The sequence below is a fragment of the Paraburkholderia sp. A1RI_3L genome (genome assembly GCF_048957895.1).
Classification (GTDB): Bacteria; Pseudomonadota; Gammaproteobacteria; order Burkholderiales; family Burkholderiaceae; genus Paraburkholderia; species Paraburkholderia kururiensis.
Genome location: NZ_JARCHA010000002.1, coordinates 613180 through 640100 on the forward strand (window position 1 = coordinate 613180; position 26921 = coordinate 640100).

At 66.0% G+C, this 26921-nt stretch carries 26 protein-coding genes; 15 read left to right on the top strand and 11 right to left on the bottom strand.

Annotation, left to right across the window (positions count from 1 at the left end; translation table 11 throughout):
* The first annotated feature begins 362 nt into the window (after window positions 1-362).
* Window positions 363-1292 carry an ornithine carbamoyltransferase gene (gene argF / locus PXJ20_RS08880; RefSeq protein WP_017776912.1) on the top strand — a complete coding sequence of 310 codons (930 nt, stop codon included), beginning with the start codon at window positions 363-365 and terminating at the stop codon, window positions 1290-1292.
* Between the two features lie 114 nt (window positions 1293-1406).
* Here the strand turns inward: argF and murB are convergent, their stop codons facing one another.
* On the bottom strand, window positions 1407-2468 hold the full coding sequence (gene murB / locus PXJ20_RS08885) for a UDP-N-acetylmuramate dehydrogenase (protein ID WP_421029800.1): 1062 nt from the start codon (window positions 2466-2468) through the stop codon (window positions 1407-1409).
* Between the two features lie 152 nt (window positions 2469-2620).
* On the opposite strand from murB, the gene PXJ20_RS08890 reads away from it, so the two are divergent.
* Entirely contained in the window at window positions 2621-3106 is a 486-nt protein-coding gene (locus PXJ20_RS08890; RefSeq protein ID WP_017776914.1) for a YajQ family cyclic di-GMP-binding protein, read from the top strand.
* A gap of 130 nt (window positions 3107-3236) precedes the next feature.
* Here the strand turns inward: PXJ20_RS08890 and plsY are convergent, their stop codons facing one another.
* Window positions 3237-3869 carry a glycerol-3-phosphate 1-O-acyltransferase PlsY gene (gene plsY / locus PXJ20_RS08895; protein WP_017776915.1) on the bottom strand — a complete coding sequence of 211 codons (633 nt, stop codon included), beginning with the start codon at window positions 3867-3869 and terminating at the stop codon, window positions 3237-3239.
* 294 nt (window positions 3870-4163) lie between these two features.
* Window positions 4164-4655, bottom strand: a complete 492-nt coding sequence (gene ybaK, locus PXJ20_RS08900) for a Cys-tRNA(Pro) deacylase (protein WP_277596800.1) — start codon at window positions 4653-4655, stop codon at window positions 4164-4166.
* Between the two features lie 87 nt (window positions 4656-4742).
* Here ybaK and PXJ20_RS08905 point away from each other — a divergent pair, with 87 nt between their 5' ends.
* Complete coding sequence (locus PXJ20_RS08905) at window positions 4743-6599, top strand: class I adenylate-forming enzyme family protein (RefSeq protein ID WP_421029801.1); 1857 nt, start codon at window positions 4743-4745, stop codon at window positions 6597-6599.
* A gap of 138 nt (window positions 6600-6737) precedes the next feature.
* Here the strand turns inward: PXJ20_RS08905 and xerD are convergent, their stop codons facing one another.
* From xerD to queG, 3 genes are read right to left on the bottom strand one after another with little or no spacing between them, the layout of a single operon-like run.
* Complete coding sequence (xerD, locus tag PXJ20_RS08910) at window positions 6738-7784, bottom strand: site-specific tyrosine recombinase XerD (protein WP_421029802.1); 1047 nt, start codon at window positions 7782-7784, stop codon at window positions 6738-6740.
* Entirely contained in the window at window positions 7781-8254 is a 474-nt protein-coding gene (locus PXJ20_RS08915) for a methylated-DNA--[protein]-cysteine S-methyltransferase (RefSeq protein WP_421030947.1), read from the bottom strand. Before PXJ20_RS08915 ends, xerD begins: the two co-directional genes overlap by 4 nt.
* Before the next feature lie 57 nt (window positions 8255-8311).
* The gene (gene queG / locus PXJ20_RS08920) at window positions 8312-9625 is read right to left on the bottom strand and encodes a tRNA epoxyqueuosine(34) reductase QueG (protein ID WP_421029803.1); all 1314 of its coding nucleotides are present in this window, start codon (window positions 9623-9625) and stop codon (window positions 8312-8314) included.
* Between the two features lie 89 nt (window positions 9626-9714).
* Between queG and tsaE the strand changes: the two genes are divergently transcribed.
* Complete coding sequence (gene tsaE, locus PXJ20_RS08925) at window positions 9715-10332, top strand: tRNA (adenosine(37)-N6)-threonylcarbamoyltransferase complex ATPase subunit type 1 TsaE (protein WP_421029804.1); 618 nt, start codon at window positions 9715-9717, stop codon at window positions 10330-10332.
* Window positions 10314-11879: an N-acetylmuramoyl-L-alanine amidase gene (locus PXJ20_RS08930; protein WP_421029805.1), complete on the top strand. Its 1566-nt coding sequence runs from the start codon at window positions 10314-10316 to the stop codon at window positions 11877-11879. Before tsaE ends, PXJ20_RS08930 begins: the two co-directional genes overlap by 19 nt.
* A gap of 190 nt (window positions 11880-12069) precedes the next feature.
* Here the strand turns inward: PXJ20_RS08930 and PXJ20_RS08935 are convergent, their stop codons facing one another.
* A complete protein-coding gene (locus PXJ20_RS08935; protein WP_199540224.1) occupies window positions 12070-12969 on the bottom strand; it encodes an EamA family transporter in 900 nt (299 codons plus the stop codon).
* A 197-nt stretch (window positions 12970-13166) separates the two neighbouring features.
* Here PXJ20_RS08935 and PXJ20_RS08940 point away from each other — a divergent pair, with 197 nt between their 5' ends.
* A complete protein-coding gene (locus PXJ20_RS08940) occupies window positions 13167-14042 on the top strand; it encodes a pirin family protein (protein WP_421029806.1) in 876 nt (291 codons plus the stop codon).
* Between the two features lie 60 nt (window positions 14043-14102).
* Window positions 14103-14951, top strand: a complete 849-nt coding sequence (gene trxA, locus PXJ20_RS08945) for a thioredoxin (RefSeq protein ID WP_017776925.1) — start codon at window positions 14103-14105, stop codon at window positions 14949-14951.
* Between the two features lie 102 nt (window positions 14952-15053).
* On the opposite strand, the gene tcdA is transcribed toward trxA, so the two are convergent.
* Window positions 15054-15971, bottom strand: a complete 918-nt coding sequence (tcdA, locus tag PXJ20_RS08950) for a tRNA cyclic N6-threonylcarbamoyladenosine(37) synthase TcdA (RefSeq protein ID WP_421029807.1) — start codon at window positions 15969-15971, stop codon at window positions 15054-15056.
* Window positions 15972-16189: 218 nt separating this feature from the next.
* On the opposite strand from tcdA, the gene pdxH reads away from it, so the two are divergent.
* From pdxH to PXJ20_RS08965, 3 genes are all read left to right on the top strand, one after another.
* A complete protein-coding gene (pdxH, locus tag PXJ20_RS08955) occupies window positions 16190-16828 on the top strand; it encodes a pyridoxamine 5'-phosphate oxidase (protein ID WP_017776927.1) in 639 nt (212 codons plus the stop codon).
* A 158-nt stretch (window positions 16829-16986) separates the two neighbouring features.
* The gene (locus tag PXJ20_RS08960; RefSeq protein ID WP_017776928.1) at window positions 16987-18201 is read left to right on the top strand and encodes an SAM-dependent methyltransferase; all 1215 of its coding nucleotides are present in this window, start codon (window positions 16987-16989) and stop codon (window positions 18199-18201) included.
* An 88-nt stretch (window positions 18202-18289) separates the two neighbouring features.
* Window positions 18290-19543, top strand: coding sequence for a DUF72 domain-containing protein (locus PXJ20_RS08965; protein WP_421029808.1), 1254 nt, complete (start codon window positions 18290-18292; stop codon window positions 19541-19543).
* Window positions 19544-19606: 63 nt separating this feature from the next.
* Here the strand turns inward: PXJ20_RS08965 and msrA are convergent, their stop codons facing one another.
* Complete coding sequence (gene msrA / locus PXJ20_RS08970) at window positions 19607-20155, bottom strand: peptide-methionine (S)-S-oxide reductase MsrA (protein ID WP_421029809.1); 549 nt, start codon at window positions 20153-20155, stop codon at window positions 19607-19609.
* A 175-nt stretch (window positions 20156-20330) separates the two neighbouring features.
* On the opposite strand from msrA, the gene PXJ20_RS08975 reads away from it, so the two are divergent.
* A complete protein-coding gene (locus PXJ20_RS08975) occupies window positions 20331-20843 on the top strand; it encodes a flavin reductase family protein (protein ID WP_277596810.1) in 513 nt (170 codons plus the stop codon).
* Between the two features lie 76 nt (window positions 20844-20919).
* On the opposite strand, the gene PXJ20_RS08980 is transcribed toward PXJ20_RS08975, so the two are convergent.
* Complete coding sequence (locus PXJ20_RS08980; RefSeq protein WP_413212470.1) at window positions 20920-21426, bottom strand: Lrp/AsnC family transcriptional regulator; 507 nt, start codon at window positions 21424-21426, stop codon at window positions 20920-20922.
* 160 nt (window positions 21427-21586) lie between these two features.
* Here PXJ20_RS08980 and kynB point away from each other — a divergent pair, with 160 nt between their 5' ends.
* From kynB to kynA, 3 genes are all read left to right on the top strand, one after another.
* A complete protein-coding gene (gene kynB / locus PXJ20_RS08985; protein ID WP_413212471.1) occupies window positions 21587-22228 on the top strand; it encodes an arylformamidase in 642 nt (213 codons plus the stop codon).
* Window positions 22229-22309: 81 nt separating this feature from the next.
* Window positions 22310-23560, top strand: coding sequence for a kynureninase (gene kynU, locus PXJ20_RS08990; protein ID WP_421029810.1), 1251 nt, complete (start codon window positions 22310-22312; stop codon window positions 23558-23560).
* A 10-nt stretch (window positions 23561-23570) separates the two neighbouring features.
* A complete protein-coding gene (gene kynA / locus PXJ20_RS08995) occupies window positions 23571-24551 on the top strand; it encodes a tryptophan 2,3-dioxygenase (RefSeq protein WP_421029811.1) in 981 nt (326 codons plus the stop codon).
* Between the two features lie 138 nt (window positions 24552-24689).
* Here kynA and purM read toward each other — a convergent pair whose 3' ends face one another.
* Window positions 24690-25745, bottom strand: a complete 1056-nt coding sequence (gene purM, locus PXJ20_RS09000) for a phosphoribosylformylglycinamidine cyclo-ligase (protein WP_277596815.1) — start codon at window positions 25743-25745, stop codon at window positions 24690-24692.
* A gap of 92 nt (window positions 25746-25837) precedes the next feature.
* Between purM and PXJ20_RS09005 the strand changes: the two genes are divergently transcribed.
* Window positions 25838-26914 (top strand): AI-2E family transporter, encoded by a 1077-nt coding sequence (locus tag PXJ20_RS09005; protein WP_017776937.1) that lies wholly within the window; start codon window positions 25838-25840, stop codon window positions 26912-26914.
* The last annotated feature ends 7 nt before the right edge of the window (window positions 26915-26921 follow it).

The window sequence follows — 26921 nt, forward strand, 5'->3', positions numbered from 1 at the left end:
CGATGCATCGAAGACCCGTGAGGCGTGCGGCGGGACATGCGGACAGGCCTGCCCGGCATCGTCCCGACCTTATTCTGCGGATAGCCCGCAACCGCACACCGCGGGGGCGTGCGCAGGGTTCACCCGCAAGCGCGAGACCTGCTCGCTGGGCCTGAAAAAACCGGAGCATTATAGCGCACGCCGCTTTTTTCCGCACTGCAACCAAGCCACCACGCGGCCGTTCGGGCAGGCTCCACCGGCCTTCCGGCCGACTCGTCAAACGCGGCAAAATCCTTTATGCTGCATCGACTTACCACCAATCACAGCGGCGTTTCCCGGTACACATCCACCGTGCCGGTCAGGCTAACCGCCGTATTCCTTTCATGACCTCCCGGAACATTCGCCACTACCTGCAGTTCAAGGATTTCTCGCTGGAAGACTACGAGTACGTGCTGGAGCGCGCCCGTATCCTCAAACGCAAATTCAAGAACTACGAGACGTACCATCCGCTGCACGACCGCACGCTCGCGATGATCTTCGAGAAGAACTCAACGCGCACGCGTCTGTCGTTCGAAGCCGGCATTTTCCAGCTTGGCGGCCACGCCGTCTTCATGAGCACGCGCGACACGCAGCTTGGGCGCGGCGAACCGATCGAAGACGCAGCGCAGGTCATTTCGCGCATGGTGGACATCATCATGATCCGCACGTTCGGCCAGGACATCATCCAGCGCTTCGCGGAAAACTCGCGCGTACCGGTCATCAACGGTCTCACGAACGAGTACCACCCGTGCCAGGTGCTCGCGGACGTGTTCACGTACTACGAACATCGCGGCCCGATTCGCGGCAAGACCGTGGCCTGGGTGGGCGACGCGAACAACATGCTCTACACGTGGATCCAGGCCGCGCAGATTCTGGGCTTCACGCTGCGGCTTTCCACGCCGCCCGGCTACCGGCTCGACCGCGCGCTCGTGGCGCCCGAAAGCGCGCCGTTCGTCGAAGAGTTCGACGACCCGAACGAAGCGTGCGCCGGCGCCGACCTCGTTACGACAGACGTCTGGACCAGCATGGGTTTCGAGGCGGAAAACGAAGCCCGCAAAAAGGCATTCGCGGACTGGTGCGTGGATGCCGACATGATGGCCCGCGCGAAGCCCGACGCCCTCTTCATGCACTGCCTGCCGGCGCACCGCGGCGAGGAAGTGAGCGCGGAAGTGATCGACGGACCGCAAAGCGTGGTCTGGGACGAAGCGGAAAACCGCCTGCACGTCCAGAAAGCGCTCATGGAATTTCTGCTGCTCGGCCGGCTGAATCACTGAGCGGCAAACGCTGGCGCGGGACCGTAGCAGACGCAGACCAACCGGTGGTGAAGACCGCCGGTTTTCGTTTCACGATCCCCTGGCGCCATGAAACGCGGGCTCGCAGAGCAGCACTCAGAGCACGACTGGCTCGGGTTCCAGTGCCACGCCAAAACGCAGCATCACATCCTGCTGAATGCGCTGCGCGAGCGCGAGCACCTCGGCCCCCGTCGCGCCGCCCCGATTGACAAGCACCAGCGCCTGGCGCTCGTGCACCGCGGCGTGCCCCAACGCGCGGCCCTTCCAGCCGCAACGGTCGATCAGCCAACCCGCCGCAAGCTTCACGCGTCCATCGGGCTGCGGATACGACACCACCTCCGGCTCGCGCGCCCGCAACGCCTCGAACTGCACCGCGTCGATCACGGGATTCTTGAAGAAGCTGCCTGCGTTGCCCAGTTCGCGCGGATCGGGCAGCTTCGCGCGCCGCACCGCTACCACCGCATCGAAGATCGCCTGGGCATCGGGATTGTCCGCTTTGCCCTGCGCCGTCAATTCGCGCGCGATATCGGCGTAATCGGCGTGCGACTGCCACGCCTTCGGCAACCTGAAGGTGACCGACGTAATCGCAAACCGGTCGCGCCCTTCGCGCTTGAAGAAGCTGTCTCGATAGCCGAACCGGCAGGCCGCGGCATCGAACTCGTGCGCCGTGCCCGTCGCCAGCTCGATGGCGCGCAGCGACGCGAAGCGCTCGCCCATCTCGAGCCCATACGCACCGATGTTCTGGATGGGCGCCGCGCCCACGGTGCCCGGAATCAGCGCGAGATTTTCGAGTCCCGGCATGCCCTGCGCGAGCGTCCAGGCCACGAACTCGTGCCAGGTCTCGCCTGCCGCCGCTTGCACATACCAGGCGTCGCGGTCTTCGCGCACCACTTCGCGTCCGCGCAAAGCGACGAACAGCACCAGTCCATCGAAATCGCGCGTCAGCACGACGTTGCTGCCGCCGCCCAACACCAGCGTACGCAGCCCCTTTGCGCGCGGATCGGCCAACGCAGCCGCGAACTGCGCTTCGCTTTCGATGCGGCACAGCAAGTGCGCACGCACGTCGAACCCGAAGGTGTTGTGCTCGCGCAAGGGATAGTCGGCGGCAAACCAGACGGGGTCGGCCAGGGAAACGGCGGGAACGGAGGGAACGGACATCGGGGGGCGGCGTGTCTTCACACATGCGGCCGCGCAGCGCGCGAGCCTTGGGCAAAAGGGGACGGCGTCGGTAAAATGACGGCCGGTCCGTGATTATAGCGAGTGCGAACAGCGGCTTTGCGCCGCCTCCACTGCACTACTGGGAGAAACCAATGCCATCGTTTGACGTGGTTTGCGAAGCCAACATGATCGAGGTGAAGAACGCGATCGAGCAATCCAACAAGGAGATTTCGACGCGCTTCGACTTCAAGGGCTCCGACGCGCGTGTCGAGCAGAAAGAGCACGAACTCACCGCCTATGCCGACGACGACTTCAAGCTCGGTCAGGTCAAAGACGTGCTGGTGTCGAAAATGGCGAAGCGCAACGTGGACGTGCGCTTCCTCGAGCACGGCAAGATCGAGAAGATCGGCGGCGACAAGGTGAAGCAGGTCATCACCGTGAAGAAGGGCGTGTCCGGAGATCTGGCCAAGAAGATCGTCAGGCTCGTGAAGGACAGCAAGATCAAGGTGCAGGCCAGCATTCAGGGCGACGCGGTGCGCGTTTCAGGCGCCAAGCGCGACGACCTGCAAAGCGTAATCGCAATGCTGCGCAAGGAAGTGAGCGACACGCCGCTCGATTTCAACAACTTCCGCGACTGATCGATTCAAGCGATCAAACGACCAAGCGACCAAGCGATCAAGCGATCAAACGGCACCCGGCCCAGCGCGGCCGGGCCCCGCCTCCTCACAACGGCAGCCGCAGCCGGCACCGCCCCACTCCAGCATCACTTCAATGCCGGCTACCCGCCGGCGGCGTCGCACCCTTCTTCTCGCCAATGCGGCTTTCCTTGCCCGCCATCAGCTTGGCAATGTTCGAGCGGTGCCGCCAGATGAGCAACGCGCTCATCGCGAAGACCGCCAGCGTGATCACGTTTGCACCGAACAGAAAACCGTCGAAGAGCGGGGCGAACACGGCAGCCACGAGCGCCGCCAGCGACGAATAGCGAAAGAAGAACGCAATGATGAGCCACGTGAGCGCCGTGGCGATGCCCAGCACCGGATTGATCGCGAGCAGCACGCCCGCCGCCGTCGCCACCCCCTTGCCGCCCTTGAAGCGAAAGAACACCGGGTACAGGTGGCCGAGAAACACGGCAATGGCGGCCAGCGCAATCGCATCGTCGTCCAGGCCGAAGCGCGATGCGAAATGCGCCGTGAGCCACACGGCAAGCCAGCCCTTGAACGCATCGCCGAGCAGCGTGAGGATCGCGGCGGTCTTGTTTCCGCTGCGCAGCACGTTGGTCGCCCCGGGGTTGCCTGAGCCGTACGAGCGCGGGTCGGCGAGACCCATTGCGGCGCTGACGACCACGGCAAACGACACCGAGCCGATCAGATAGGCCAGGACGGCAACGATCAGGTTGTACATGCAGGTAACTCTTCTTGTAATGAATCGGAAGACTGGATGAACGGCTGGGACGGCGCGAACAGCGGGACCATCGCCGGCATCCGCGCGCATGGTCAGGCAGCATCCGTGCAAGCGCGAGCCGGAAAAACCCTGACGCCGGACCCACGCGCCCCACGGCCGCGCCGCCCCGCAAAGGCGCTCATTCTACCGGAGCCCTTTCGTCGCGCGGCCCGCGCGGCACCGGTCAACTCAAACGCCCCTGTACACCACTTTAAGGAAAGCGCTACCGGGCAAAGGCCGCGCTGAGACCTCTACTCAATCGACGCTTGCGCACTGCACCGGTTTGGCCTCCAGCAGCGCAGTCAGCACCGACGGCTCGATACTCACCAGAAAGCCCCGCCGTCCGCCGTTCAGATAGATCCGCTCGAGTTCGAGGATGCTCGACTCCACATACACCGGCATGGCCTTGCGCGTGCCGAACGGCGACGTACCGCCCACCAGATACCCGGAATGCCGGTTCGCCACCTCGGGCTTGCAGGGCTCCACGCGCTTTGCGCCGATCTGCCGCGCCAGATTCTTGGTCGAGACCTTGCAGTCGCCATGCATGAGCACGATTAATGGCTTCGCGTGCTCGTCTTCCATAACGAGCGTCTTGATGACGAGATGCTCGTCGACGCCCAGCTGACGCGCCGATTCGGCCGTGCCGCCATGCTCGACGTACTCGTACGGATACTCGTCAAAGGGCACGCCATGACGCTTGAGGAACTGCGTGGCGGGGGTTTCGGAAACGTGTCGGTTCTTGCTCATCGGCGCATTGTAATGGCCGGTCCGAACGAAGGGTACGACGGGAGGCAAAGCGGGATGAACGCCCCCCGTTGTCCGTGCCCAGCAGTTATGGCACGATCGTTCGCAATCTGCCGGCGGCGCATCTGTCCGTCGCACATGTCGCACATGTCGCACAGGCCTCACCCGCCGTCCACGCTCCACATGCCGCACACAGCCAGCTTCGCGCCGCCGCGCCCGTACAATCGCGGCGAAGAACCGGAGGACACCGCTTTGACCGCCCGCCCGCATCCGCATGCCGCGCCTCACCATGGCGACGCACAGGCTCAGCCCTCGCACACCGCGCCTGCGTCCATCCATTCGTTCGACATCGCCGCGCTGCTCGCCACCCTGCCCGACCGCATCGCCGACATTCCCATTCGACTCGCCGCGCACGACCCGCACCGCGTCGCGCTGATCGAAGATGCGCACGATGCCGACGAAGCAGGCCGCGAGCGCCTGCGCGTCATCACGCGCGCGCAGCTCGCCGAGGCCGTGGACGCCACGGCCGCACGCTTGCGCGAGCATGGCGTGCGAGGCGGCGACCGCGTAATGATCGTCGCCGAAAACAGCGTCGCGCAAATCGTGCTGCTCTTCGCCGCGACCCGGCTCAATGCGTGGGCCCTCGTTTCGAACGCGCGGCTCTCGGCGGCCGAACTCGACGCCATTCGCGCACATGCGCGGCCTCGGCTCACGGCCTACGTCGTCGCCAGTTCGCCCGATGCGCGCGCCCATGCGCAACGACACGGCGCCACGCCCGCGCCCGCCGGACCGGTCGATATCGGCACGTGGCACTGGCAAACCGACAAGAGTGACGCAAGCGACACGCACAACACGCGCAACACCGAAAGCGCGCTCGCCGAACCCGTAGAAATGCAAGCAGACCGCCAATGCGCGGCCCTCATCTACACGACAGGCACCACGGGCACGCCGAAGGGCGTGATGCTCTCGCATCGCAACCTGCTGTTCATCGCTGCGGTCTCCAGCACGCTGCGCCGCGTGAACGCCGACGACGTCGTCTACGCCGTGCTGCCCATCTCGCACGTGTACGGTCTCGCGTCGGTGTGCCTCGGCAGCCTGTATGCGGGCGCCACGCTACGGCTTGCGCCGCGCTTCGTGCCCGAAGCGGTGCGCCGCGCGCTGGCCGACGAGCACGTCTCCATCTTTCAGGGCGTGCCCGCGATGCACGCGAAGCTGCTCGACTATCTGCAAACGAAGCATCTCGAATGGCGCGCGCCGCGGCTACGCTTCGCCTACTCGGGCGGCTCGCCGCTCGATGCGGCGCTGAAGGCGCGTGTGGAAAGCGCGTATGGCGTGACGCTCCACAACGGCTACGGCATGACCGAGAGCAGCCCGACCGTGGCGCAGACGCTGCTCGACGCACCCCGCGCGGACTGCTCCGTGGGCCACGCCATTCCAGGCGTCGAAGTGCGCTACGTGTCGCCCGAGGGCCGCGACGTGCCGCGCGGCGAGATCGGCGAACTGTGGGTGCGTGGACCGAACGTGATGCTCGGCTACTACCGCAGCCCGGAACTCACGCGCGCTGCGGTCACCGTAGACGGCTGGCTGAAGACCGGCGACCTCGCACGCGAAGACGCAGACGGCGCCATGCACATCGTGGGCCGCAGCAAGGAACTCATCATTCGCTCGGGCTTCAACGTGTATCCGTCCGAAGTTGAGCACGTGCTCAACGCGCACCCTGCGGTGATGCAGTCCGCCGTGATCGGACGGCCGGTGGAAGGCAACGAGGAAGTCATCGCCTTCGTGGAGCTCGCCGCGGGCGCCACCGTGACGACGCAGGCGCTCGACGAATGGTGCAGCGCGCGTCTTGCGCCCTACAAGCGGCCCGCGCACATCCGCGTCATGCCGGCGCTGCCGGCCGCGTCCACGGGCAAGATCCTCAAGCACAAGCTGCGCGAACTGGTCTGATGCACGCTTTGCTCAGCGTCTGCCGCACGCCGAGCAGGCGGCAAACGCCGAAGGAGCCGCGGGAGAAGCATGCGCGTAGCAGTGAGCTGCGCGTCAACCGCACTTCAACCGCACTTCAACCGTACGTCAACCGCAAAATCACCCGCGCGGATGATGCTGCGCGTGCAGCGACTTCAACCGCTCGCGGGCCACGTGGGTGTAGATCTGCGTCGTAGAGATGTCGCTGTGCCCGAGCAGCAGTTGCACGACGCGCAGGTCGGCGCCGTGATTGAGCAGATGCGTGGCGAACGCGTGCCGCAGCGTGTGCGGCGAGAGCGGCGCGTGCACATCGGCTGCGCGCGCGTGTCGTTTGATGATGTTCCAGAACTGCTGGCGCGTCATGCCTTCGGCCCGTGCCGTGACGAAGAGCGCGTCCGTCGTGCGTGCGCCGAGCAACGCGGGCCGCGCGTCGCGCAGATAGCGCGCGATCCACGCGTGCGCCTCTTCGCCGAACGGGATCAGCCGCTCTTTCGAGCCCTTGCCCATCACGCGCACCACGCCTTCGTTGAGGCCGACCTCCACTGTTTTTAGCGTCACGAGTTCCGTCACGCGCAGGCCGCTTGCGTACATCAATTCGAGCATCGTCCGGTCGCGCAGGCCGAGCGGCGTATCGATGTCGGGTGCGCCGAGCAGCGCCTCCACCTGCGCCTCGGAGAGCGTGGACGGAAACCGCGGCGGCTGCTTCGCCGAGCGGATGCGCACCGTGGGGTCGCCCTGCGCGCGGTGCTCGCGCACGGCCCAGCCGTAGTAGCGCCGGAACACCGAGAGCCGGCGGTTCGCCGAGGTCGATTTGCTCTCCTTGCGCGCCGCGCTGTAGGCGAGCAGATCGGTTTCGGTGGCGGTATCCAGCGAGCCGTTGCGCGCCTTCGCGAGCCATTCGGCAAAAAGACGCAGATCGCGCCGGTAGGCGTCGAGCGTGTTGCGCGACAGACCATGTTCGAGCCAGAGCGAATCGCAAAAGGCGTCGATCGAGGCAAGGCTTACGGTGAGCAGCGGCGAAGCGGCTATGGTTTTCTCGGCTGCGGGTTCCGTTGTCGCTGTTTCGGCCGTCACCGTTTCTGCGCCCGCGAGGTCGGCAGAAGCGGCGCCCGGCGTTGGCGCGATGTCGTCTGGTTGCGTGGCGGCGCGTTTGATGTCAGTCGTCATGCGTAGGGCACACCCTCGTGTGCGAGCAGCCACCGCTTCACTTTGCGGAAGTAGCCGTCGTCGTCGTGATTCGCGAATCCGCCGATGCCGCCCGAAGCCACCACGCGATGGCACGGAATGACGAGCGGAAAATAGTTGGCGCCGCAGGCCTGGCCGACCGCGCGCGGCGAGCCGCAGCTCACGGCCTTCGCGAGCTGGCCGTAGGTCAGCACGATGCCCGGCGGAATCTCGCTGATGGCCTGCCAGACGCGCCGCTGGAACGCGGTGCCCACTTCGGCGAGCGGCAGGTCGAAGGTGGCCGAGGCGCGCTCGAAATACCGCTCGATCTGCTGCACCGCGCGGCGCGTGAGCGCCGAATCGGGCGCCACGCTCTTCACCGACTCGGGCAGATAGACGATCTCGCGCACGGCATCGGCCTGAGTGCGAATGCCCACCTTGCCGAACGGCGCATCGATCACGGCGTTGAACATCATGTTGCGTTCTCCTCATCGCGGGCGCGGGCAGGGCCACGGCCGCGCCCCGCTACTCTACGCTGCCTCGAGCGCCCATTGCACGTGCTCGCGCACGAGCGGCGACGCGTCGCCGGCACGTCGGCGCAGCGCTTCTACGATGGCCTCGCGCGCTTCGGCTGGCAAAGCCGTTGAGCGTAGCGCGTTGCCCATGCCGACCGCGAGATTGCGCAACCAGCACGCGTAACCGATCCGGCGAATCGCGCTGCCTTGCAGGCGCGTGTCGAAGTCGCGCTCGGTCCATTCGAACAGCTCGACCAGCGACGCGCGGTCCAGCCCGTGCCGCACGTCGAAATCGTCGACGGGCGCGGCCTGCGCGAACTTGTTCCACGGACACACGAGCTGGCAATCGTCGCAGCCATACACACGATTGCCGATCAGCGGCCGCAAGTCCTGGGGAATGCTGCCCTTCAGCTCGATGGTGAGATACGAGATGCAGCGCCGGGCGTCCACTTGATAAGGCGCCACGATCGCCCCCGTGGGACAGGCACCGATGCAGCGCGTGCAACTGCCGCAATGCGCGCCCGCGGTTTCGGGCGCGTGTGCGGAATGCGGGGCAGCGGCTTCAGCGTCCAGCCGCGCGATCGTTGGTGCGTCGTACGTGCGTGAATCTGCGGTCGCATTGGCTACATTCGCTGTGTCGACGGCATCGCCCCCGTGCCACTCGGCATCGGAGGGCAACGGCAAGTCCACATAGATTTCACCGAGAAAGAAGAGCGACCCGGCGTCGCGCTGCAGCAGCAACGTGTGCTTGCCGCGCCAGCCGATGCCGGCCTTCTGCGCCAGCTCGACTTCGAGCACCGGCGCTGAATCCGTGAAGACGCGGTAGCCGCAGGCACCGATCTCGTCTTCGATACGCTGCGCGAGGTGCTGCAGCCGCTGGCGCAAAACCTTGTGATAGTCGCGGCCGCGCGCGTAGACGGAGACGACCGCCGCTGCAGGGTCAGCCAGCCGCGCGCGCTCGCGGTCCCGCCAGTCGTCATGTGCGGGCTGCGAGGGAGGCGTGCCTTGCGAAGCACTTTCATCGTGCTCACGAGTCGCTTCGACGGCGAGCGCCGAAGCCGGCAAATAGGCCATGCGCGCGGTGATCACGCGTCGCGTTCCGGCCACAAGCTCGGCCGGGCGTGCGCGTTTGAGCCCATGTTTGGCCATATAATCCATCTCGCCGTGGCAGCCCGCTTCGAGCCACGCGGCAAGGCCCGCTTCGGCATCGGAGAGGTCGGTATCGCTGATACCGATCGCACCGAAACCCAGTTCGCGCCCCCACGCCCGAATGCGCGCCGCAAGCGACGCCAGCGCCTCATTCGAGGGCGCGTCCCGGCCAGCATGCACACCATCACGACCGCTCGCGCTGTCGTGCTCTGGCAAGGGTGTGCAGGAAGAGAGATGCGAACTTCGGTTCATCACGCCATTTTACGAGAATGCCCAATACGCCCGGTACCGCCGGCACGTCAGGCCACGAAGCACTCACCAGCCTGGCTCACGCCACCGTCCTGCTCGAGCGCCACTTCGCGCTCGCGGACGACGCGGCCACCCAGGCGTTCGGCGCGCACGTGGCGCACGCGATTGCCGAGGTGCGCCATGCGATGGCCACCGGCAACGCAACGCAAGGCGGCGCGGCATTCGAGGGCCTGCAGGTGCAACTGACCGGCGACCTCGGCGCCGGCAAGACCACACTCGTGCGGGCCATGCTGCGCGGCTTCGGCCACACGGGCCGGGTGCGCAGCCCCACCTACACGCTCGTCGAACCCTATGCCGTGGACACGCCGGATGGGGAACTCGAGCTCTATCACTTCGATTTGTACCGCTTTGCCGATCCGGCCGAATGGGCCGATGCCGGCTTTCGCGAGTACTTCGACAGCGGCGCGATCTGCCTCGTCGAATGGCCTCAGCGGGCAGGCGCGCTGCTCGGCGTGCCGGATCTCGTTTTTTCGCTCGACGTCGTGAGCGAACTGCGGAACGGCAAAGAGCATGACGCGCGTGCCCTCACCGCGCGCGCGTACAGCGAAACAGGAAAGGCATGTCTGGAAAGATGTTAATCAAACCGTTCCGCTCCATCGAATCCGCCGCCACCGCGAGCCACAACTGGCGACGCCGGCAGATCCTGCGGGCGGGCGCGTCCACGCTCGTGCTCGGGCTCGTTGCACCGCGCCTCGCCTGGGCAACGTCGGTGGTCGGCGTGCGTGTGTGGCCCGCGCGCGACTACACGCGCGTCACCATCGAATCGGATCAGCCGCTGCAGAACACGCAGCAGCTTCTGCAAGGACCGGACCGGCTCGTGGTCGACCTCAACGGGCTCGACCTCGACCAGTCGCTGCGCGACCTGGTCTCCAAGATCACACCGAACGATCCGCAGATTCAGTCCGTGCGCGTGGGGCAATATCAGCCGCACGTGGTGCGCATGGTGTTCGACCTCAAAGGCCAGGTGAAGCCGCAGGTGTTCACGCTGCAGCCTGTGGGCTCGTACCGCTACCGGCTCGTCTTCGACCTCTACCCGGCCGTGGCACCTGACCCGTTGATGGACCTGCTCGCGCAGACCGAGCGCAAGGAGCAGCAGCTCAACGAGAACAGCGCCCCGCCCGCGGCAACGCTGGGCGGCCCCAACACGCCGCCCGGCTCAGCCGACAACAGCGAGGCGTTCTTCCAGCGCTACGCGCAGAACGGGGCTCCCGCGGGCGAAGTACCACGGCCGCCCTCGGCTGCGCATACGCCGCCGTCCGCGGGCACGAATGGCCCCACGGCGCCACGCGCCACGCCGAAGCCCACGCAGCCGCCTGCCGCCATCGCGCGGGACAAGAGCGGCGACAACACGGACGACGGCACCGACAGCGACACCTACGCGTTCACCACACCGAAGGGCGGCCGGGGCAACACGGTGCGCCTGCTCACCGTCGCAATCGACCCCGGCCATGGCGGCGAAGACCCGGGCGCGATCGGCAGCGGCGGTAGCTACGAGAAGCACATCGCACTCGACGTCGCGAAGAAACTGCGCGCGAAGATCGACGCCCAGCCCAACATGCGCGCCATGATGACGCGCGACGCCGACTTCTTCGTGCCGCTCAACGTGCGCGTGCAGAAGGCGCGGCGCGTGGGCGCGGACCTGTTCGTCTCGATCCACGCCGATGCGTTCACCACACCCGAAGCGCGCGGCTCCTCCGTGTTCGCGCTCTCGGAACACGGTGCGTCGAGCGCCGCGGCGCGCTGGATGGCGAACAAGGAAAACTCGTCGGACCTGATTGGCGGCATCAACATCAAGACTGCGGACGCCACCGTCAACCGCGCGCTCTTCGACATGTCCACCACCGCGCAGATTCGCGACTCGCTGCGCTACGGCAACTTCGTGCTCAAGGAGATTGGCGACATCAACAAGCTGCACAAGGGTGCGGTGGAACAGGCGGGCTTCGCCGTGCTGAAGGCGCCGGACATTCCGTCGATCCTCGTGGAGACCGCCTTCATCAGCAACCCGGACGAAGAGCGCAAGCTCAACGACGACAGCTATCGCGACCAGATGGCCGACGCCATCATGAAGGGCATCAAGCGGTACTTCGCAGCGAATCCGCCGCTGGCGAAAAGCCGGATGACGTAAGGGGCGCGGGGCGTTCGGGTCGTGCTCGGGTCGTGCCCGGGTCGTGCACCCCGCACGTGTCGAACGCTCCTGCCGTGTGCGCTCACCCGCTCCAGCGCCAACCACGTCGGCACCCTGCCGGTGCGCCGCTATGTGCACTCGCGGGCGCGAACCGTATCCACGCTGGCGTCTCACAGCCCGCGCCAAATCCTCAACGCGCAGCCGCAAAGCGCTGCGCCACCCAGCCGCCAAACACGTTCACGACCAGCCCGAGCATTACGAGCCCGGCGCCCGCGACCTGGACCGTCGACAGATGCTCGCCCAGCAGCAGCGCGGCCGATGCCAGCCCGACAATCGGCACGAGCAGCGAGAACGGCGCCACCTGCGAGGCCGGATAGCGCGAAAGCAGCCGGCTCCACAGCCCGTAGCCCAGAATGGTCGCCACGAAGGCGAGATAGACGATGGCGAGTATCGAGGTCACGCCGATGCCGCTCAGCGCCGCCGCCATGCGCGCCGGCCCTTCCATCACGTACGACAACGCCAGAAACGGCAGCGGCGGAATGAGGCTGCCCCACACGACGAGCGCCACAAGGTCCACCTTGCCCACTTTCTTCGTCACGATGTTGCCGAGCGCCCAGAGCACCGCCGCGCACAGCGTGAGGACGAAGCCCGCGAGCGTCATCGAATGGCCGCCCGACGAGCCCGCCGCGCTCACGGTGCCGATCACGGCCAGGCCCGCGGCCGCGATTGCGAGACCTGCGAGGTTCTGCACGCGAAAGCGCTCATGCAGAAACAGCACGGCGAACCCGAGCGTGAAAAACGCCTGCGCCTGAAGCACCAGCGAAGCGAGCCCCGCTGGCATGCCCACATACATCGCGTAGAACAGAAACGCGAACTGGCCGAAGGAAATGGTTGCGCCGTAGGCGAAGAGCCAGCGCAACGGCACGCGCGGACGCTTCACGAAAAAGACCGCCGGCACCGCGGCGAGCATGAACCGAAGCGCACCCAGCAGCATGGGCGGCACACCGTGCAGACCCACCTTGATCACCACGAAGTTGACGCCCCACGCCACCACGACGACAAGCGCGAGCAACAGGTCTTTCGGCGACATGGCCGGCTCCTCCTTTCTGTTTTACTGAAGTTTTTCCTGCGTTTCTGCTGGACGTGGCCGAGTTTAGCCTGGGGCTCCCGACACTCGCCGAGGCGCCCCCGGTGCGCCGATGGCCCTGCTGCACAGGCTCCAGGTACCGTCGCGCTGCATGAGGCTAGAATGGGCCCGTCGCTCGCCCAGGCCACCAAGGAATCCTCATGTCCCCTGCGATTAAAGCAGTCCTCAAGCCTCATGAACGCGACATCGGCAACCTCATGGTGCGCCGCGTCTTGCCGGCGCTCGCCGCGCGCCTCGTCGGGCCGTTCATCTTCTTCGACCACATGGGCCCCGCCACGCTCGCACCGGGCGCAGGCATCGACGTGCGTCCGCATCCGCATATCGGGCTCGCCACCGTCACGTATCTGTTCGACGGGGCCATCATGCATCGCGACAGCCTCGGCTCCGCGCAGAAGATCGTGCCCGGCGACGTGAACTGGATGACCGCGGGCCGCGGTATCGTCCACTCCGAACGCACGCCCGAAGAAGACCGCGCGCGCGGCATGACGGTGCACGGCATCCAGACCTGGGTCGCACTGCCCGTGGAGGACGAAGACATCGAGCCTTCGTTCGCACACCACCCGGGCGCCACGCTGCCGCAACTCGAGCGCAACGGCGTGACGCTGTGCGTCATTGCCGGCACGGCGTTCGGCCAGACGTCGCCGGTCGAAACCTTCTCGGGCACGCTCTATGTCGCCGCACACTTCGCGCCCGGCGCGGCCTTCGCGCTCGAACCGGAGCACGAAGAACGCGGCGTGTATCTCGTGGAGGGCGACCTCGCCATCGACGGCACGCCGCTCGACCCCTACCGCATGGCCGTGCTCGTGCCCGGCGAAACCGTGACGCTCGCGAGCACGAACGGCGCCACGGTCATGCTGCTGGGCGGCGAGAAACTTGCGGGTGAGCGGTTCATCGAATGGAATTTCGTGTCGAGTTCGCGCGACAAAATCGAGCACGCCAAGACGGCGTGGATGAACCAGCAGATGGGGCAGGTGCCCGGGGAAACGGACTGGATTCCGTTGCCGCAGAAGAAGTAGCTTGAAATGGCCCGCCGCCGCCCCTAGATGAAATCGAGTCAGTTTTCCCACGAGGACGCAATGGACACCACACTCGCCACTTTCGAAAAAGATGTGATCGCTGCCTCGACGCTCGCGCCGGTGCTGGTGGACTTCTGGGCGCCGTGGTGCGGTCCGTGCCGCACCCTCGGCCCGATGCTCGAGCGCCTCGAAACCGAGTACGGCGGCAAATGGAAGCTCGTGAAGGTCAACGTCGACGAGAACCAGGAACTGGCGGCCCACTTCCAGGTGCGCAGCATTCCGCACGTGATCGCGTTTGCGGACGGTCGTCCGGTGGATCAGTTCGTCGGCGTGCTGGCCGAGGGTCAGCTGCGTGCGTTCCTCGACCGGCTCGTACCCGACGGCGCCGAGGCGGCACGCCGCGTGGCGCTCGCGGCCCTTGCGGAAGGCCGTCGCGACGAGGCCTACGACGCGCTGAAGGCCACCCTCGCCTACGACCCCGGCTACGACGACGCTCGCATGGACCTGATCGAAATGCTGCTCGAAGACCAGCGCATCGACGACGCCCGTGCCGAAGTCGAACTGCTCTCGCCCAAGACGACGCAAGGTATCGACGCCCGCTTCAACGCGCTGAAAACGCGGCTCGACGCAGTGGACGCTGCCGCCGATCTGCCGCCCACCGACGCGCTCGAAGCGCGCGTGGCAGCAGATCCGGCCGACCTCGACGCCCGCTTCGACCTGGCGAGCGCGCTGATCGCCCGCCGTCAGTACGCGGGCGCGCTCGAGCATCTGCTGGAAATCGTGAAGCGCGACCGGTCGTTCCGTGAGGACATCGGCCGCAAGACGATGTTGTCGGTGTTCGATCTCGCGGCCGGGCAGCCGCAGCTCGTGAGCGAATGGCGCCGCAAGCTGAGCGCGGCGCTTTATTGACCGCGCGTTTCCGAACGCGCCTTATCTTCGCCGCTTCGCTTCATCCGGCATCCCCTCCCACACTCCCACGACCATGACGCGGCCCTCGGGCCGCGTTCGTTTTTATGCGCGCGTGGTGGCGGCTGCGGCGAGACCTTTGCCGCGCGCCGCGTCCGTCGCGCGGCGGGCGAGTGCACGCAGCACGTGCGAGGCCGCCGCGAAGCCGAAGCTCGCGGTCACGCATACGCTCGATCCGAAGCCCGCGCAGTTGAGACCCACCGGTCCGCTGTGCCCCGGCGACGTGCTCACGTGCTCCGCTTCGGCGTCGATGTCGCAGACCGCTGTTTCGGGGTAGATGAGCGGCTCGTCCGAATACACGGCGCTCACCTTGAACTTCGCCTTCGGTCCGCGCGGAAAGCCGTGCTGCTTGCGTAATTGCGCACGCACTTTCGAGAGCAGCGGGTCTTGAATGGTGAGCGCGAGGTCGTCGATGCGAATGCGCGTGGGGTCCAGTTGACCGCCCGCGCCGCCCACGGTCACGAGCGGCTGCCCGCGCGCCACGCACCACGCGATGAGCGCGGTTTTCGTGCGCACGCTGTCGATGGCGTCGATCACGTAGTCGAAGCCGGCGCCCAGCACTGCGTCGAAATTGTCGGGCTCGACGAAGTCCTCCACGAGCCGCACCTTGCACGCGGGGTCGATCAGCGCGATCCGCTCCGCCATGGCTTCTACCTTGGGCTTGCCATAGTTGCCGTCGAGCGCGTGGATCTGCCGGTTCGTGTTGCTTTCGGCCACGTTGTCGAGGTCGATCAGCGTGATCGTGCCCACCGCGCTGCGCGCGAGCGCCTCGGCCGCCCACGAACCCACGCCGCCTATGCCGATCACCGCCACGTGGGCGCGCTCGAAGCCGGCCAGCGCCGCGTCGCCGTAAAGCCGCGCAATGCCGCCGAAACGGCGGGCGCGATCGGCGGCTTCAGGCTCGGCGAGGCTGGAGGTAACATCGGAACTAGCGTGGTGCGCGGTAAGGCCGGAGGCGGACATGGCTCGATACGGAAACAGAAGGAGGCGCTTCGGATCCGGCCGTCTGGCACGGCCGCCAGGGCCTGCAACGGCGCGGCAGCGGACGACGGAGCGCGAGCAAACCGTATTTTGCCTGATCGCGCGCAAGGAAACGGCGCGCCCTTTCACGCGCGTGCGACCGCACGCAGAAAATTCACACCCCGGCTATACTGGCCTAATTGAAGCGTGCGCATAAGAACATGACTTCCCTCGCTAATCTCCGCAAGAATTATTCGCTCGGCTCACTCGATGTGACCGACGTGGATCCCAACCCGATCCAACAATTCCACAAATGGTTCGCCGAGGCGCTCGACGCCAAACTGCCCGAACCAAACGCGATGACGCTCGCCACGGTGGACGAGAACGCTCGCCCTACCGCGCGGATCCTGCTCATCAAGGGCGTGGACGAACAGGGCTTCGTCTTCTTCACGAATTACGAAAGCCGCAAGGGCCACGAACTGGCCGCCAATCCGCACGCGAGCCTGCTTTTCTACTGGATCGAGCTGGAACGGCAGGTGCGCATCGACGGTAGCGTCGTCAAGACAAGCGCCGAGGAAAGCGACGCCTACTTCGCCTCGCGTCCGCTCGGCTCGCGCATTGGCGCGTGGGCATCGGAACAAAGCAAGGAAATTGAAAGCCGCGCCGTGCTGGAAGCACGCGAGCGCGACATGGCAGCGAAGTACGGTGAACATCCGCCGCGCCCGTCGCACTGGGGCGGCTACCGGCTCGTGCCGCAGGCCATCGAGTTCTGGCAGGGCCGGCCGTCCCGCCTGCACGACCGCATTCTCTACACGCGCGAAACAGGCGGCGACTGGCGCATCGCGCGGCTGTCGCCTTGACGTCGAGGCGTTGACGAACACCGCCGCGCGGGGCGCACCCGGCGCGCAGTGAAAATACGGATCGCGTACTCCATCGGGGTAACACGCAGCACAAAAAGGAGCGCATCGGCGCGATCCATGAGCTTTGCTTTGTATTTCATCGGACACGGAGAAATCACATGTTCTGGGAGAAGAAGCTGGCGCAGTGGGTGCAGGAAGTACGGGACAAGGCGAATCTGCCTGCGCGTCTCGTGCTCTGGGACGGACAACAACTCGATTTCGGCAACTTCGCGGCGCCGCAGGTCACGCTGAAGGTCAATAGCGCGTCGGCGCTGCCGCTTCTGCTCGAACCGAGCCTCGACAACCTCGGCGAAGCGTATGTGAAGGGCAAGATCGACATCGAGGGCAAGCTCTCGGACATCATCAACATCGGCTATTCGCTGGCGCGAAGCACGGTCACCAATGCGAGCAAGCTCGCCCGCGTGCGCCGCTACTTCAACCACACGAAGGCGTCGGACAAGAAAGCGATCCAGTATCACTACGACGTCTCGAACGAGTTCTACAAGCTGTGGCTCGACGAGAACATGGTCTATTCGTGCGCCTACTTCGAGAACGGCAACGAAGATCTGGGCACGGCTCAGCTCAAGAAGATCGACCACATTCTCACCAAGATCCAGTTGCAGCCCGGCCAGCGCCTGCTCGACATCGGCTGCGGCTGGGGGGCGCTCGTCCTGCGCGCCGCGCAGAAGTTCGGCGCGAACTGCGTAGGCGTCACGCTCTCGCAGAACCAGTTCAACCTCGCCACCGAACGCGTGAAGGCCGCAGGACTCTCGGATCGCATCGAGATCCGCCTGCAGGACTATCGCGACGTGGAAGGCCAATTCGATCGCATCACGAGCGTCGGCATGTTCGAGCACGTGGGGCGCAAGAACCTGCCTGGCTATTTCCGCAAGATGCACGACCTGCTCACCGACGAAGGCATCGCGATGAATCACGGCATCACGTCGTCGGACGCGGACAGCGGCGAGACCTCGCTGGGCGGCGGCGAATTCATCGACCGCTACGTGTTCCCGGACGGCGAACTCCCGCACATCGGCCTCGTGCTCGAATCCATGCAGCGCGGCGGCCTGGAAGCGATTGACGCCGAGAGCCTGCGCCGTCACTATGCGCACACCCTGGACATCTGGGCGGAACGGTTCGAGACGCACGCCGAAGAGGCGAGAAAGCTCGTGGACGACGAGAAGTTCCGCATCTGGCGCGTGTATCTGGCGGGCTGCGCCTATGCGTTCGAACACGACGACGTGTCGCTCTTCCAGGTGGTCTGCCGCAAGGCCGGACGCAGCGCGGCGACGCTGCCGTGGTCGCGCCGCTACATGTACGAAAAGCCGCTGTAAGTCATTCGCCAGCGCTTCATTGAGGCTCGCGAGGGCGACCGCCGTGCCATGCGCGCGGCGGCGCCCCAGGAAACACCGACAGGACTAGATGAACGAAGGCGCCGCACCGGCCGCTCACGAGCCCAACGCAATCGACGCTATCGCGCAGTCTGAAAGCACTGCGGAAAGCGCCACGGACAACGGTGGTCCTGAGCAGCAGTTCGACCTCTTCGGCGAGCCGTTGCCGCCGCACGGCGCGCCTCGGCCAGCCGCCTCTTCTCCTGCGCAAACCGGGCCTTTGGGGTCCGCCGGTTTATCTTCTTCCGCCGCACCGAAAAAGTCGCGGGGCCGCGCCGTCGTCCTGGCTGCGCCACCCAATGACGACGTGCTCGACATCGCCCGCGCCTTGCCCGGCGAAGTGCATCTCGGCACGTCGTCGTGGTCGTTTCCCGGCTGGAAGGGCATTGTCTACGGCGACGAGTACAGCAACTCGAAGCTCTCGCGCGACGGCCTTTCCGCCTACGGCGCGCACCCGCTGTTGCGCACCGTGAGCATCGACCGCTCGTTCTACGCGCCGCTCACCGTCGCGGACTATCTGCGATACGCGCAGCAGGTGCCGGATACGTTTCGCTTCATCGTGAAGTGCCCGGCGCTGATCACGGACGCCGTCGTGCGCGGAGAGCGTGGCGAGCCGGTCGAAGCGAATCCGTGCTTCCTGAATGCGCAACTCGCCATCGACGAATTCGTGCGACCGTGTCTCGATGGACTGGGCATACGCGCCGGTGCGCTCGTGTTCCAGTTTCCGCCGCTGCCCGACGCACTGCTTGCTGATCCGGCCGGGTTCATCGAGCGGCTTTCGGCATTCCTCGCCGCGTTGCCGCCGTTATCCGCCGTGGGCTCCACGGCGGGGTCGACGCCGTGTTACGCCGTAGAGATTCGCGACGCCTGCCTGCTGACGCCGCGCTTCATCCGCGCGCTGCGCGCCGCGGGCGTACGGTACTGCGTCGGGCTCCACGCGCGCATGCCCGATCCGCTGCGGCAGGCTGCGGCGCTCGCGCTGCTGGATGGCGACACGCCCGCCGGTCCGCTGATCGTGCGCTGGAGCCTGCACAGCGGCTTCAAGTACGAGCAGGCGAAGGCGAAATACGAGCCGTTCGACAAGCTCGTCGACGAAGATCCGTACACACGCCGCGCGCTCGCCGAGCTGGCGGCACGCTATGCAATTGCGGGCCAGCCGGTGCTGATCGCGACGAACAACAAGGCGGAAGGCTCGGCACCGCTCACGTGCATTGAACTCGCCCGCGAAATTGGCGCGGCCTGTACGAAGATGCGGGAAGAAGAGGAAGGGCAAGAGCCGCGTTGAACGGGCGCCGCGCCGGCCGTGCCCTCGCACGGCAGCGTGGCGCCCGGTATGCCTCGGTGCAAATCACGCCCCGCGGATGCGGTGCGCGAACTTTTGCCGGAACTTGGCCACTTTCGGTGCCACTACGAATGCGCAGTAGCCCTGTTCGGGATGCTGAGCGAAGTAGTTCTGGTGATAGGCCTCGGCCGGCCAGTAATTGCCGTCGAGTGGCAGCACCTGGGTGACGATCTGCCCGTCGTAGACGCCTTCGGCCGCCAGTTCGCGAATGGCCTGCAACGCGGTCTCGCGCTGCGCCTCCGAATGCGTGAAGATCACCGACCGGTACTGCGTGCCGACGTCGTTGCCCTGGCGGTTCAGCTGCGTTGGATCGTGGATCGCAAAGAAGATGTCGAGGACGTCGCGATACCCGATCTTCGACGGATCGAACTGCACCTTCACGACTTCCGCGTGTCCGGTATTGCCGTCGCAGACCTGCTCGTACGACGGATGGTCCACGTGCCCGCCCGCATAACCCGACTCCACCGCCACCACGCCGTCGACGCCCAGAAACACCGCTTCGAGGCACCAGAAACACCCGCCGCCGAGGGTGGCGGTTTCGACTGCCTGACTCATGGAATTCCTCCTTGGATAGTCCGCGCCGGGCCCGCTGCCCGCGGCTGCACGCGCGCGAATGACGCTAGAATGGGGGCAATTCACGCGTTTTCTACATGACCTTCGCTCCAGTTTTCATCCTGCCGGCGCCCGCCGCGCGATCGCCCGTGCTCGTTGCAACGGAGTCCGTACTGCAATGACGCACCGCGCCAAAGCCCCCAATTTCGACGACAAGGCGTTCCGCCACGCGCTCGGCCAGTTCGCCACGGGCGTGACCGTCATCACCACGCGCGCGCCGTCGGGTCAGCTGATCGGCATTACGGCGAGTTCGTTCAACTCGGTGTCGCTGAATCCGCCGCTCGTACTGTGGAGCCTCGCGACGCGTTCGGCGTCGATGCCGGTGTTCCAGACGAACAGCCATTATGTGGTGAATGTGCTCGCCGCGTCACAACTCGACCTCTGCAAGCGCTTCGCCACAGTAAAGGGCGACCGCTTCGAGGGCGTGGCCCATGCGGCCGGCGACACCGGCATGCCGGTGCTCGAAGGCGCGCTCGCCTGGTTCGAATGCCACAACCGCAGCCGCTACGAGGAAGGCGACCACGTGATCTTCGTGGGTGAAGTGGAGCGCTGCGGTGTGCGCGACGGCGCCGGAGAAGTGTCGCCGCTCGTGTTCCACAGCGGCGGGTTTCATCGAATCGAGCCGCTCTGACGCGGCTTCGGGCAAGTCGAGGCCTGAAAGGCCGCGAAAGCCGCGAATGCTGTAAAGGCCAGGCCGAGGCACGCCCTCACGAACCGGCCGCCTTACCTCCCGAGCGGGCCACCAGATCTACCGGCACGCCGGTATCGTCCTTCAGCTTCTGCAGCACGATGTTCGAACGGATGTCCATCACGCCCGGCGCGTTGTAGAGCTTGTTCAGCACGAAGTCAGAGTAATGCTTGAGGTTGTGGGCCAGCACGCGCAGCAGGTAATGCGTCTCGCCCGTCACGACGTACGCGCCTACCACCTCGGGCCAGTCGCGCAGCGCCTGCGCGAAACGCTCGTGCCAGTTCTGCTGGTCGTTGCGCATGGACACCTGCACAAAAGCCTCCAGTTCGAAGCCCAGCACCTCGCGATTCAAACAGGCGCGGTAGCGCTCGATTACGCCCTGCTCCTCCAGCAGGCGCAATCGTCTGAGGCACGCGGACGGCGACAGTGAAATGCGATCAGCCAGGTCCAGGTTGCTGATCCTGCCTTCGTTCTGAAGCACCGCCAGAATGCGGCAATCCGTGGCGTCGAGCGAGATTGCGTTCATTTTCGGTCTCCCTTTCCGCTTTCCCTCAAATTATGTTCCAACGGCACACCGCTGCGGTGATTTTTTTGCAAGCACATTTCGTGACAGGCCGCCTATCATTCAAAGGATCAGCTCGCCGCCCCGCGGCGAGTACACGACCACTTGCAGGACATCCGCAGACATGGATGCACTTTGGGACATTTCTCCGCCTGTCGGGCCGCAAACGCCCGTGTGGCCGGGCGACACGCCAGTCGGCATCGAGCGTGTGTGGCGCATGGAGGCAGGCTCGCCCGTGAACGTCGGGCGGCTCACCCTCTCGCCGCACACCGGCGCGCACGCCGACGCGCCCTTGCACTACGACGCGCACGGCGCGCCGATTGGCGAGGTGCCGCTCGACGCCTATCTCGGCCCGTGCCGCGTGATTCATTGCATCGGCGCGGCGCCGCTCGTGAGGCCGGAACACGTCGCGGCGGCGCTGGCTGACGGCATGCCGCCGCGCGTGCTGCTGCGCACCTGTCAGCGCGCGCCGATCACCGAATGGGACAACCGTTTTTGCGCCGTGGCGCCGCAGACCATCGATCTGCTCGCCTCGCGCGGCGTGAAGCTGATCGGCATCGACACGCCTTCGCTCGACCCGCAGGATTCCAAAACCATGGATTCGCACGGCCGCATCCGCGCGCATCGCATGGCGATCCTGGAAGGCCTTGTGCTCGATGCCGTGGCGCCCGGCGACTACGAGCTGATCGCGCTCCCGCTGCGCCTTGCCACGTTGGACGCAAGCCCCGTGCGCGCCGTGCTGCGCGCGCTGCCGGCGCGATCCTGAGGCACCCGGAAGCCGACTGAGGCCCCGATATCTCGCCTCGCCAAAGCCCGCGCCCGCCCCCATTTTTTCGACTGGAGCACCATGAAACACCGTGACGACGCCCTGGCGCTGGACCGCGCCGATCCGCTTGCGCCGCTGCGCGACCAGTTCGCGCTCGCATCCGACACCATCTACCTCGACGGCAACTCGCTCGGCGTGCCGCCGAAGGCGGCCTCCGCCCGTGCGCAGCAGGTGATCGGCGCCGAATGGGGCGAGGGGCTCATTCGCAGCTGGAACGCCGCGGGCTGGTTCGCGCTGCCGCGCCGGCTCGGCAACAAGCTGGCACCGTTGATCGGCGCGGCCGAGGACGAAGTGGTCGTGACCGACACCATCTCCATCAATCTCTTCAAGGCGCTTTCCGCGGCGCTGCGCCTGCAGGACGCGCGGGACCCACACCGTCGCGTGATCGTGTCGGAGCGTTCGAACTTCCCGAGCGATCTGTACATCGCGCAGGGGCTCATCGAGCAGCTCGACCGCGGCTATGAACTGCGCCTCGTCGACGACCCCGCCGAGTTGCCCGACGCAATCGGCAACGACACGGCCGTCGCGATGATCACGCACGTGAACTACCGCACGGGCTACATGCACGACATGGCCGCGCTCACGCAGCTGATTCACCAGAGCGGCGCGCTCGCCCTCTGGGACCTCGCACATTCGGCGGGCGCCGTGCCGGTCGATCTCAACGGCGTCGCCGCCGATTACGCCGTGGGCTGCACCTACAAGTACCTGAACGGCGGCCCCGGTTCGCCCGCCTTCGTCTGGGTGCCGAAGCGCCATCAGGATGCGTTCTCGCAGCCGCTCTCGGGCTGGTGGGGACACCGCGCGCCGTTTCAGATGGACCCCGTGTATCAGCCCGGCCCGGGTATCGGCCGCTATCTGTGCGGCACGCAGCCGATGGTTTCGATGGCGCTCGTCGAGTGCGGGCTCGACGTGTTCCTGCAAACCAGCATGCAGGAGATTCGCCGCAAGTCGCTTGCGCTGACGGACCTCTTCATCGACCTCGTCGAATCGCGCTGCGCGGGCCACGCGCTGCATCTCGTGACGCCGCGCGCGCATAGCCAGCGCGGCTCGCACGTGAGCTTCGCGCATCCGCACGGCTACGAGGTGATGCAGGCGCTGATCGCGCGCAACGTAATTGGCGACTACCGCGAGCCGCATGTGCTGCGCTTCGGCTTCACGCCGCTCTATCTGCGCTATGCGGACGTGTGGGACGCCGTGGAAACGCTGCGCGACGTGCTCGAAAGCGAAAGCTGGCGCGCGCCCGAATTTGCCGCACGCGGCGCCGTGACCTGAGGAGACAGCGATGACCGATCACATGGAAGTGCCGGGCGAACCGGTCGAGCGGGTCGACGAACCGCGCGGCGGCTGTCCGTTCGGACATGGCGCGGCGGGCCTGCATGGCTCGGAGGCGAAGCACGCCGCGCACGTGCCCGAAGCCCTGGCGGCAGAGCGATCCGCGGCCGAAGCCGGCTGGCACAGCGCCCAGCTCGACTTCTCGAAGTCGATGAGCTACGGAGACTACCTCTCGCTCGACCCGATCCTTTCGGCACAGCATCCGCTCTCGCCCGATCACAACGAGATGCTGTTCATCATCCAGCATCAGACGAGCGAACTCTGGATGAAGCTCGCGCTCTACGAACTGCGCGCGGCGCTCGCCTGTGTGCACCGCGACGACCTGCCGCCCGCGTTCAAGATGCTCGCGCGCGTGTCGCGCGTCTTCGAGCAGCTCGTCCAGGCGTGGAACGTGCTCGCCACCATGACGCCTTCGGAGTACACGGCGATGCGGCCGTACCTGGGGGCGTCGTCGGGATTCCAGTCGTATCAGTACCGGCTGCTCGAATTTCTGCTCGGCAACAAGAACGAACAGATGCTCAAGCCGCACGTGCACCGGCCCGATGTCTTCGCGCAGGTACAAGCCGCGCTGGAAGCGCCTTCGTTCTACGACGAAGTGATTCGCCTGCTTGCCCGACGCGGCTTTCCGATTGCGCAAGAGCGGCTCGAGCGCGACTGGACGCAGCCGACGGTGCACGATGCGTCGGTGGAAGCCGCCTGGCTCGAGGTGTACCGCGACCCGTCGCGGCACTGGGACCTGTACGAGATGGCCGAAGAACTGGTGGATCTGGAGGACGCGTTCCGTCAGTGGCGCTTCCGTCACGTGACGACGGTGGAACGGATCATCGGCTTCAAGCAGGGCACGGGCGGCACGAACGGCGCGCCGTATCTGCGCAAGATGCTGGACGTGGTGCTGTTTCCCGAGCTTTGGCACGTCAGGACGGTTTTGTAGCGTGCCGCCGCTGCGCGCCGCGCTTTCGGACGGAGCGCGGCCGGAAGTCAAAAAAAGGCGTGCCGGATGAACCCGGCACGCCTTTTTTGTTCCTGCTGCTACAGACGGCTTAGGACTGACAGGCCGTCTGGATCAGGCTTAGACCACGACCGTTTGCGCTTCGCCCGCGGCGCTCTCGCGCACGAAGCCGATCTTCCAGACCTGCTCGCCGGCGGCCGAAAGCAGGCCGATCGCCTTGTCGGCATCTGCTGCTGCAACCACGACCGCCATGCCGATCCCGCAGTTGAACACGCGGTGCATTTCCGCATCGGCTACGCCGCCGTGCTTTTGCAGCCACGCGAAGAGCGGCGGCAGCGGCCAGGCGCGGTGGTCGAGTTCGGCCGTGAGGCCCTCACGCAGCACGCGCGGAATATTCTCGACGAGCCCGCCGCCCGTGATGTGCGCCATGCCCTTCACCGGCAGTTGCTCCATCAACGCAAGGAGCGGCTTCACGTAGATGCGCGTGGGCGCCATCAGCGCGTCGGCGAGCGACCGGCCGTCGAAGTCGGCGGAAAGATCGGGCTGCGCGCGCTCGATAACCTTGCGCACGAGCGAGAAGCCGTTCGAATGGATGCCGCTCGACGCGAGGCCCAGCACGACGTCGCCCGGCGTGATCGTGCTGCCGTCGATGATCTTGCTCTTTTCCACCGCGCCGACAGCGAAGCCCGCGAGATCGTATTCGCCGTCAGGGTACATGCCGGGCATTTCGGCCGTCTCACCGCCGATCAACGCGCAGCCCGCCAGCTCGCAGCCATGGGCGATGCCCTTCACGACGGTCGCGGCGGTGCCCACTTCGAGCTTGCCGCAGGCGAAATAGTCGAGGAAGAACAGCGGTTCGGCGCCCTGCACGAGGATGTCGTTGACGCTCATGGCCACGAGGTCCTGGCCCACGGTGTCGTGTTTGTTCAGATGGAATGCAAGCTTGAGCTTGGTGCCCACGCCGTCGGTGCCGGACACGAGCACCGGCTCGCGGTACTTCTTCGGCACCTCGAAAAGCGCACCGAATCCGCCGATGCCGGCGAGCACGCCGTCGCGCATCGTCTTCCTGGCAAAGGGCTTGATCGCGTCGACGAGGGCGTCGCCTGCGTCGATGTCCACGCCGGCATCGCGATACGACAGTCCCTGGGCGTTCGGGTCGGATTTCGGTTGATTCATGGGGAAGAGCGAGAAGGTCGGTAAAATGCGATTTTACCCGATGCCGGCCGCCTGGCTGAATTCGCCTGTCCGACCACCTTGGGAAAACAACCTTGTCGCAGAACTCTCCGATTTTCACGCCATACCAGCGCCAGGCCTTCATCTGGGCCGCGCTCGCCATGGCGTTCGGCATCGTGCTGTGGCTCCTGCGGCCGGTGCTCACGCCGTTCCTGCTCGGCGCGATTCTCGCCTACATCCTGCAGCCGGGCGTGGCCTGGCTCGTGCGCCACCGCGTGCCGCGCGGGCTTGCCGCCCTGCTCATGATGCTGCTGTTCGCGCTCGTGATCACGCTGCTCGTCGTGCTCGTACTCGCCGTCGTGCAGAACGAGGTGCCGCAGTTGAAGCAGCAGGTACCGGCGCTCTTCGCGCATCTGCACGACTGGCTGCAGCCGAAGCTCGCGCTGCTGGGCCTCGCCAATCCGCTTGATTTCGCCAGCCTGCGCGACACCGTGATGGGGCAGCTCGAAGGCAGCGCGCAGTCCATCGCACTCGCCGCGTGGGCCTCCATTCGCACGAGCGGCAACGTCATGATCTCCGTGATCGGCAACGTGGTCATGGTGCCGCTCGTGCTGTTCTATCTGCTCTACGACTGGAACGCGATGATCGGCCGCGTGCAGGCGTTCATTCCGCGCCGCTGGCTCGGGCGCACCAGCGAACTCGTGGGTGAAATGGACCGCATGCTCTCGCAGTACCTGCGCGGCCAGTTGCTCGTGATGGTCGTCCTCGCCGCGTACTACGCAATCGCGCTCAGCATCGCGCGGTTCGAGATTGCGTTGCCCGTGGGCGTCTTCACGGGGCTCGCCGTGTTCATTCCGTACGTGGGCTACGCAACGGGCCTCGGCCTCGCGCTGATCGCCGCATCGCTGCAGTTCGGCGACTGGTACGGCTTCGGCGCCGTGGCGCTGATCTACGGCGTCGGACAGGTTCTCGAAGGTTTCTTCCTGACGCCGCGGCTCGTGGGCGAGCGCATCGGCCTGCATCCGCTCGCCGTCATCTTCGCGCTGCTCGCGTTCGGACAGCTGTTCGGCTTCTTCGGCGTGCTGATCGCGCTGCCCGTGAGCGCCGTGCTCGCTGTGGCGCTGCGCGAACTGCGCCGCGGCTACCTCGCCAGCGCCCTCTACAAGAACTGATATCCGA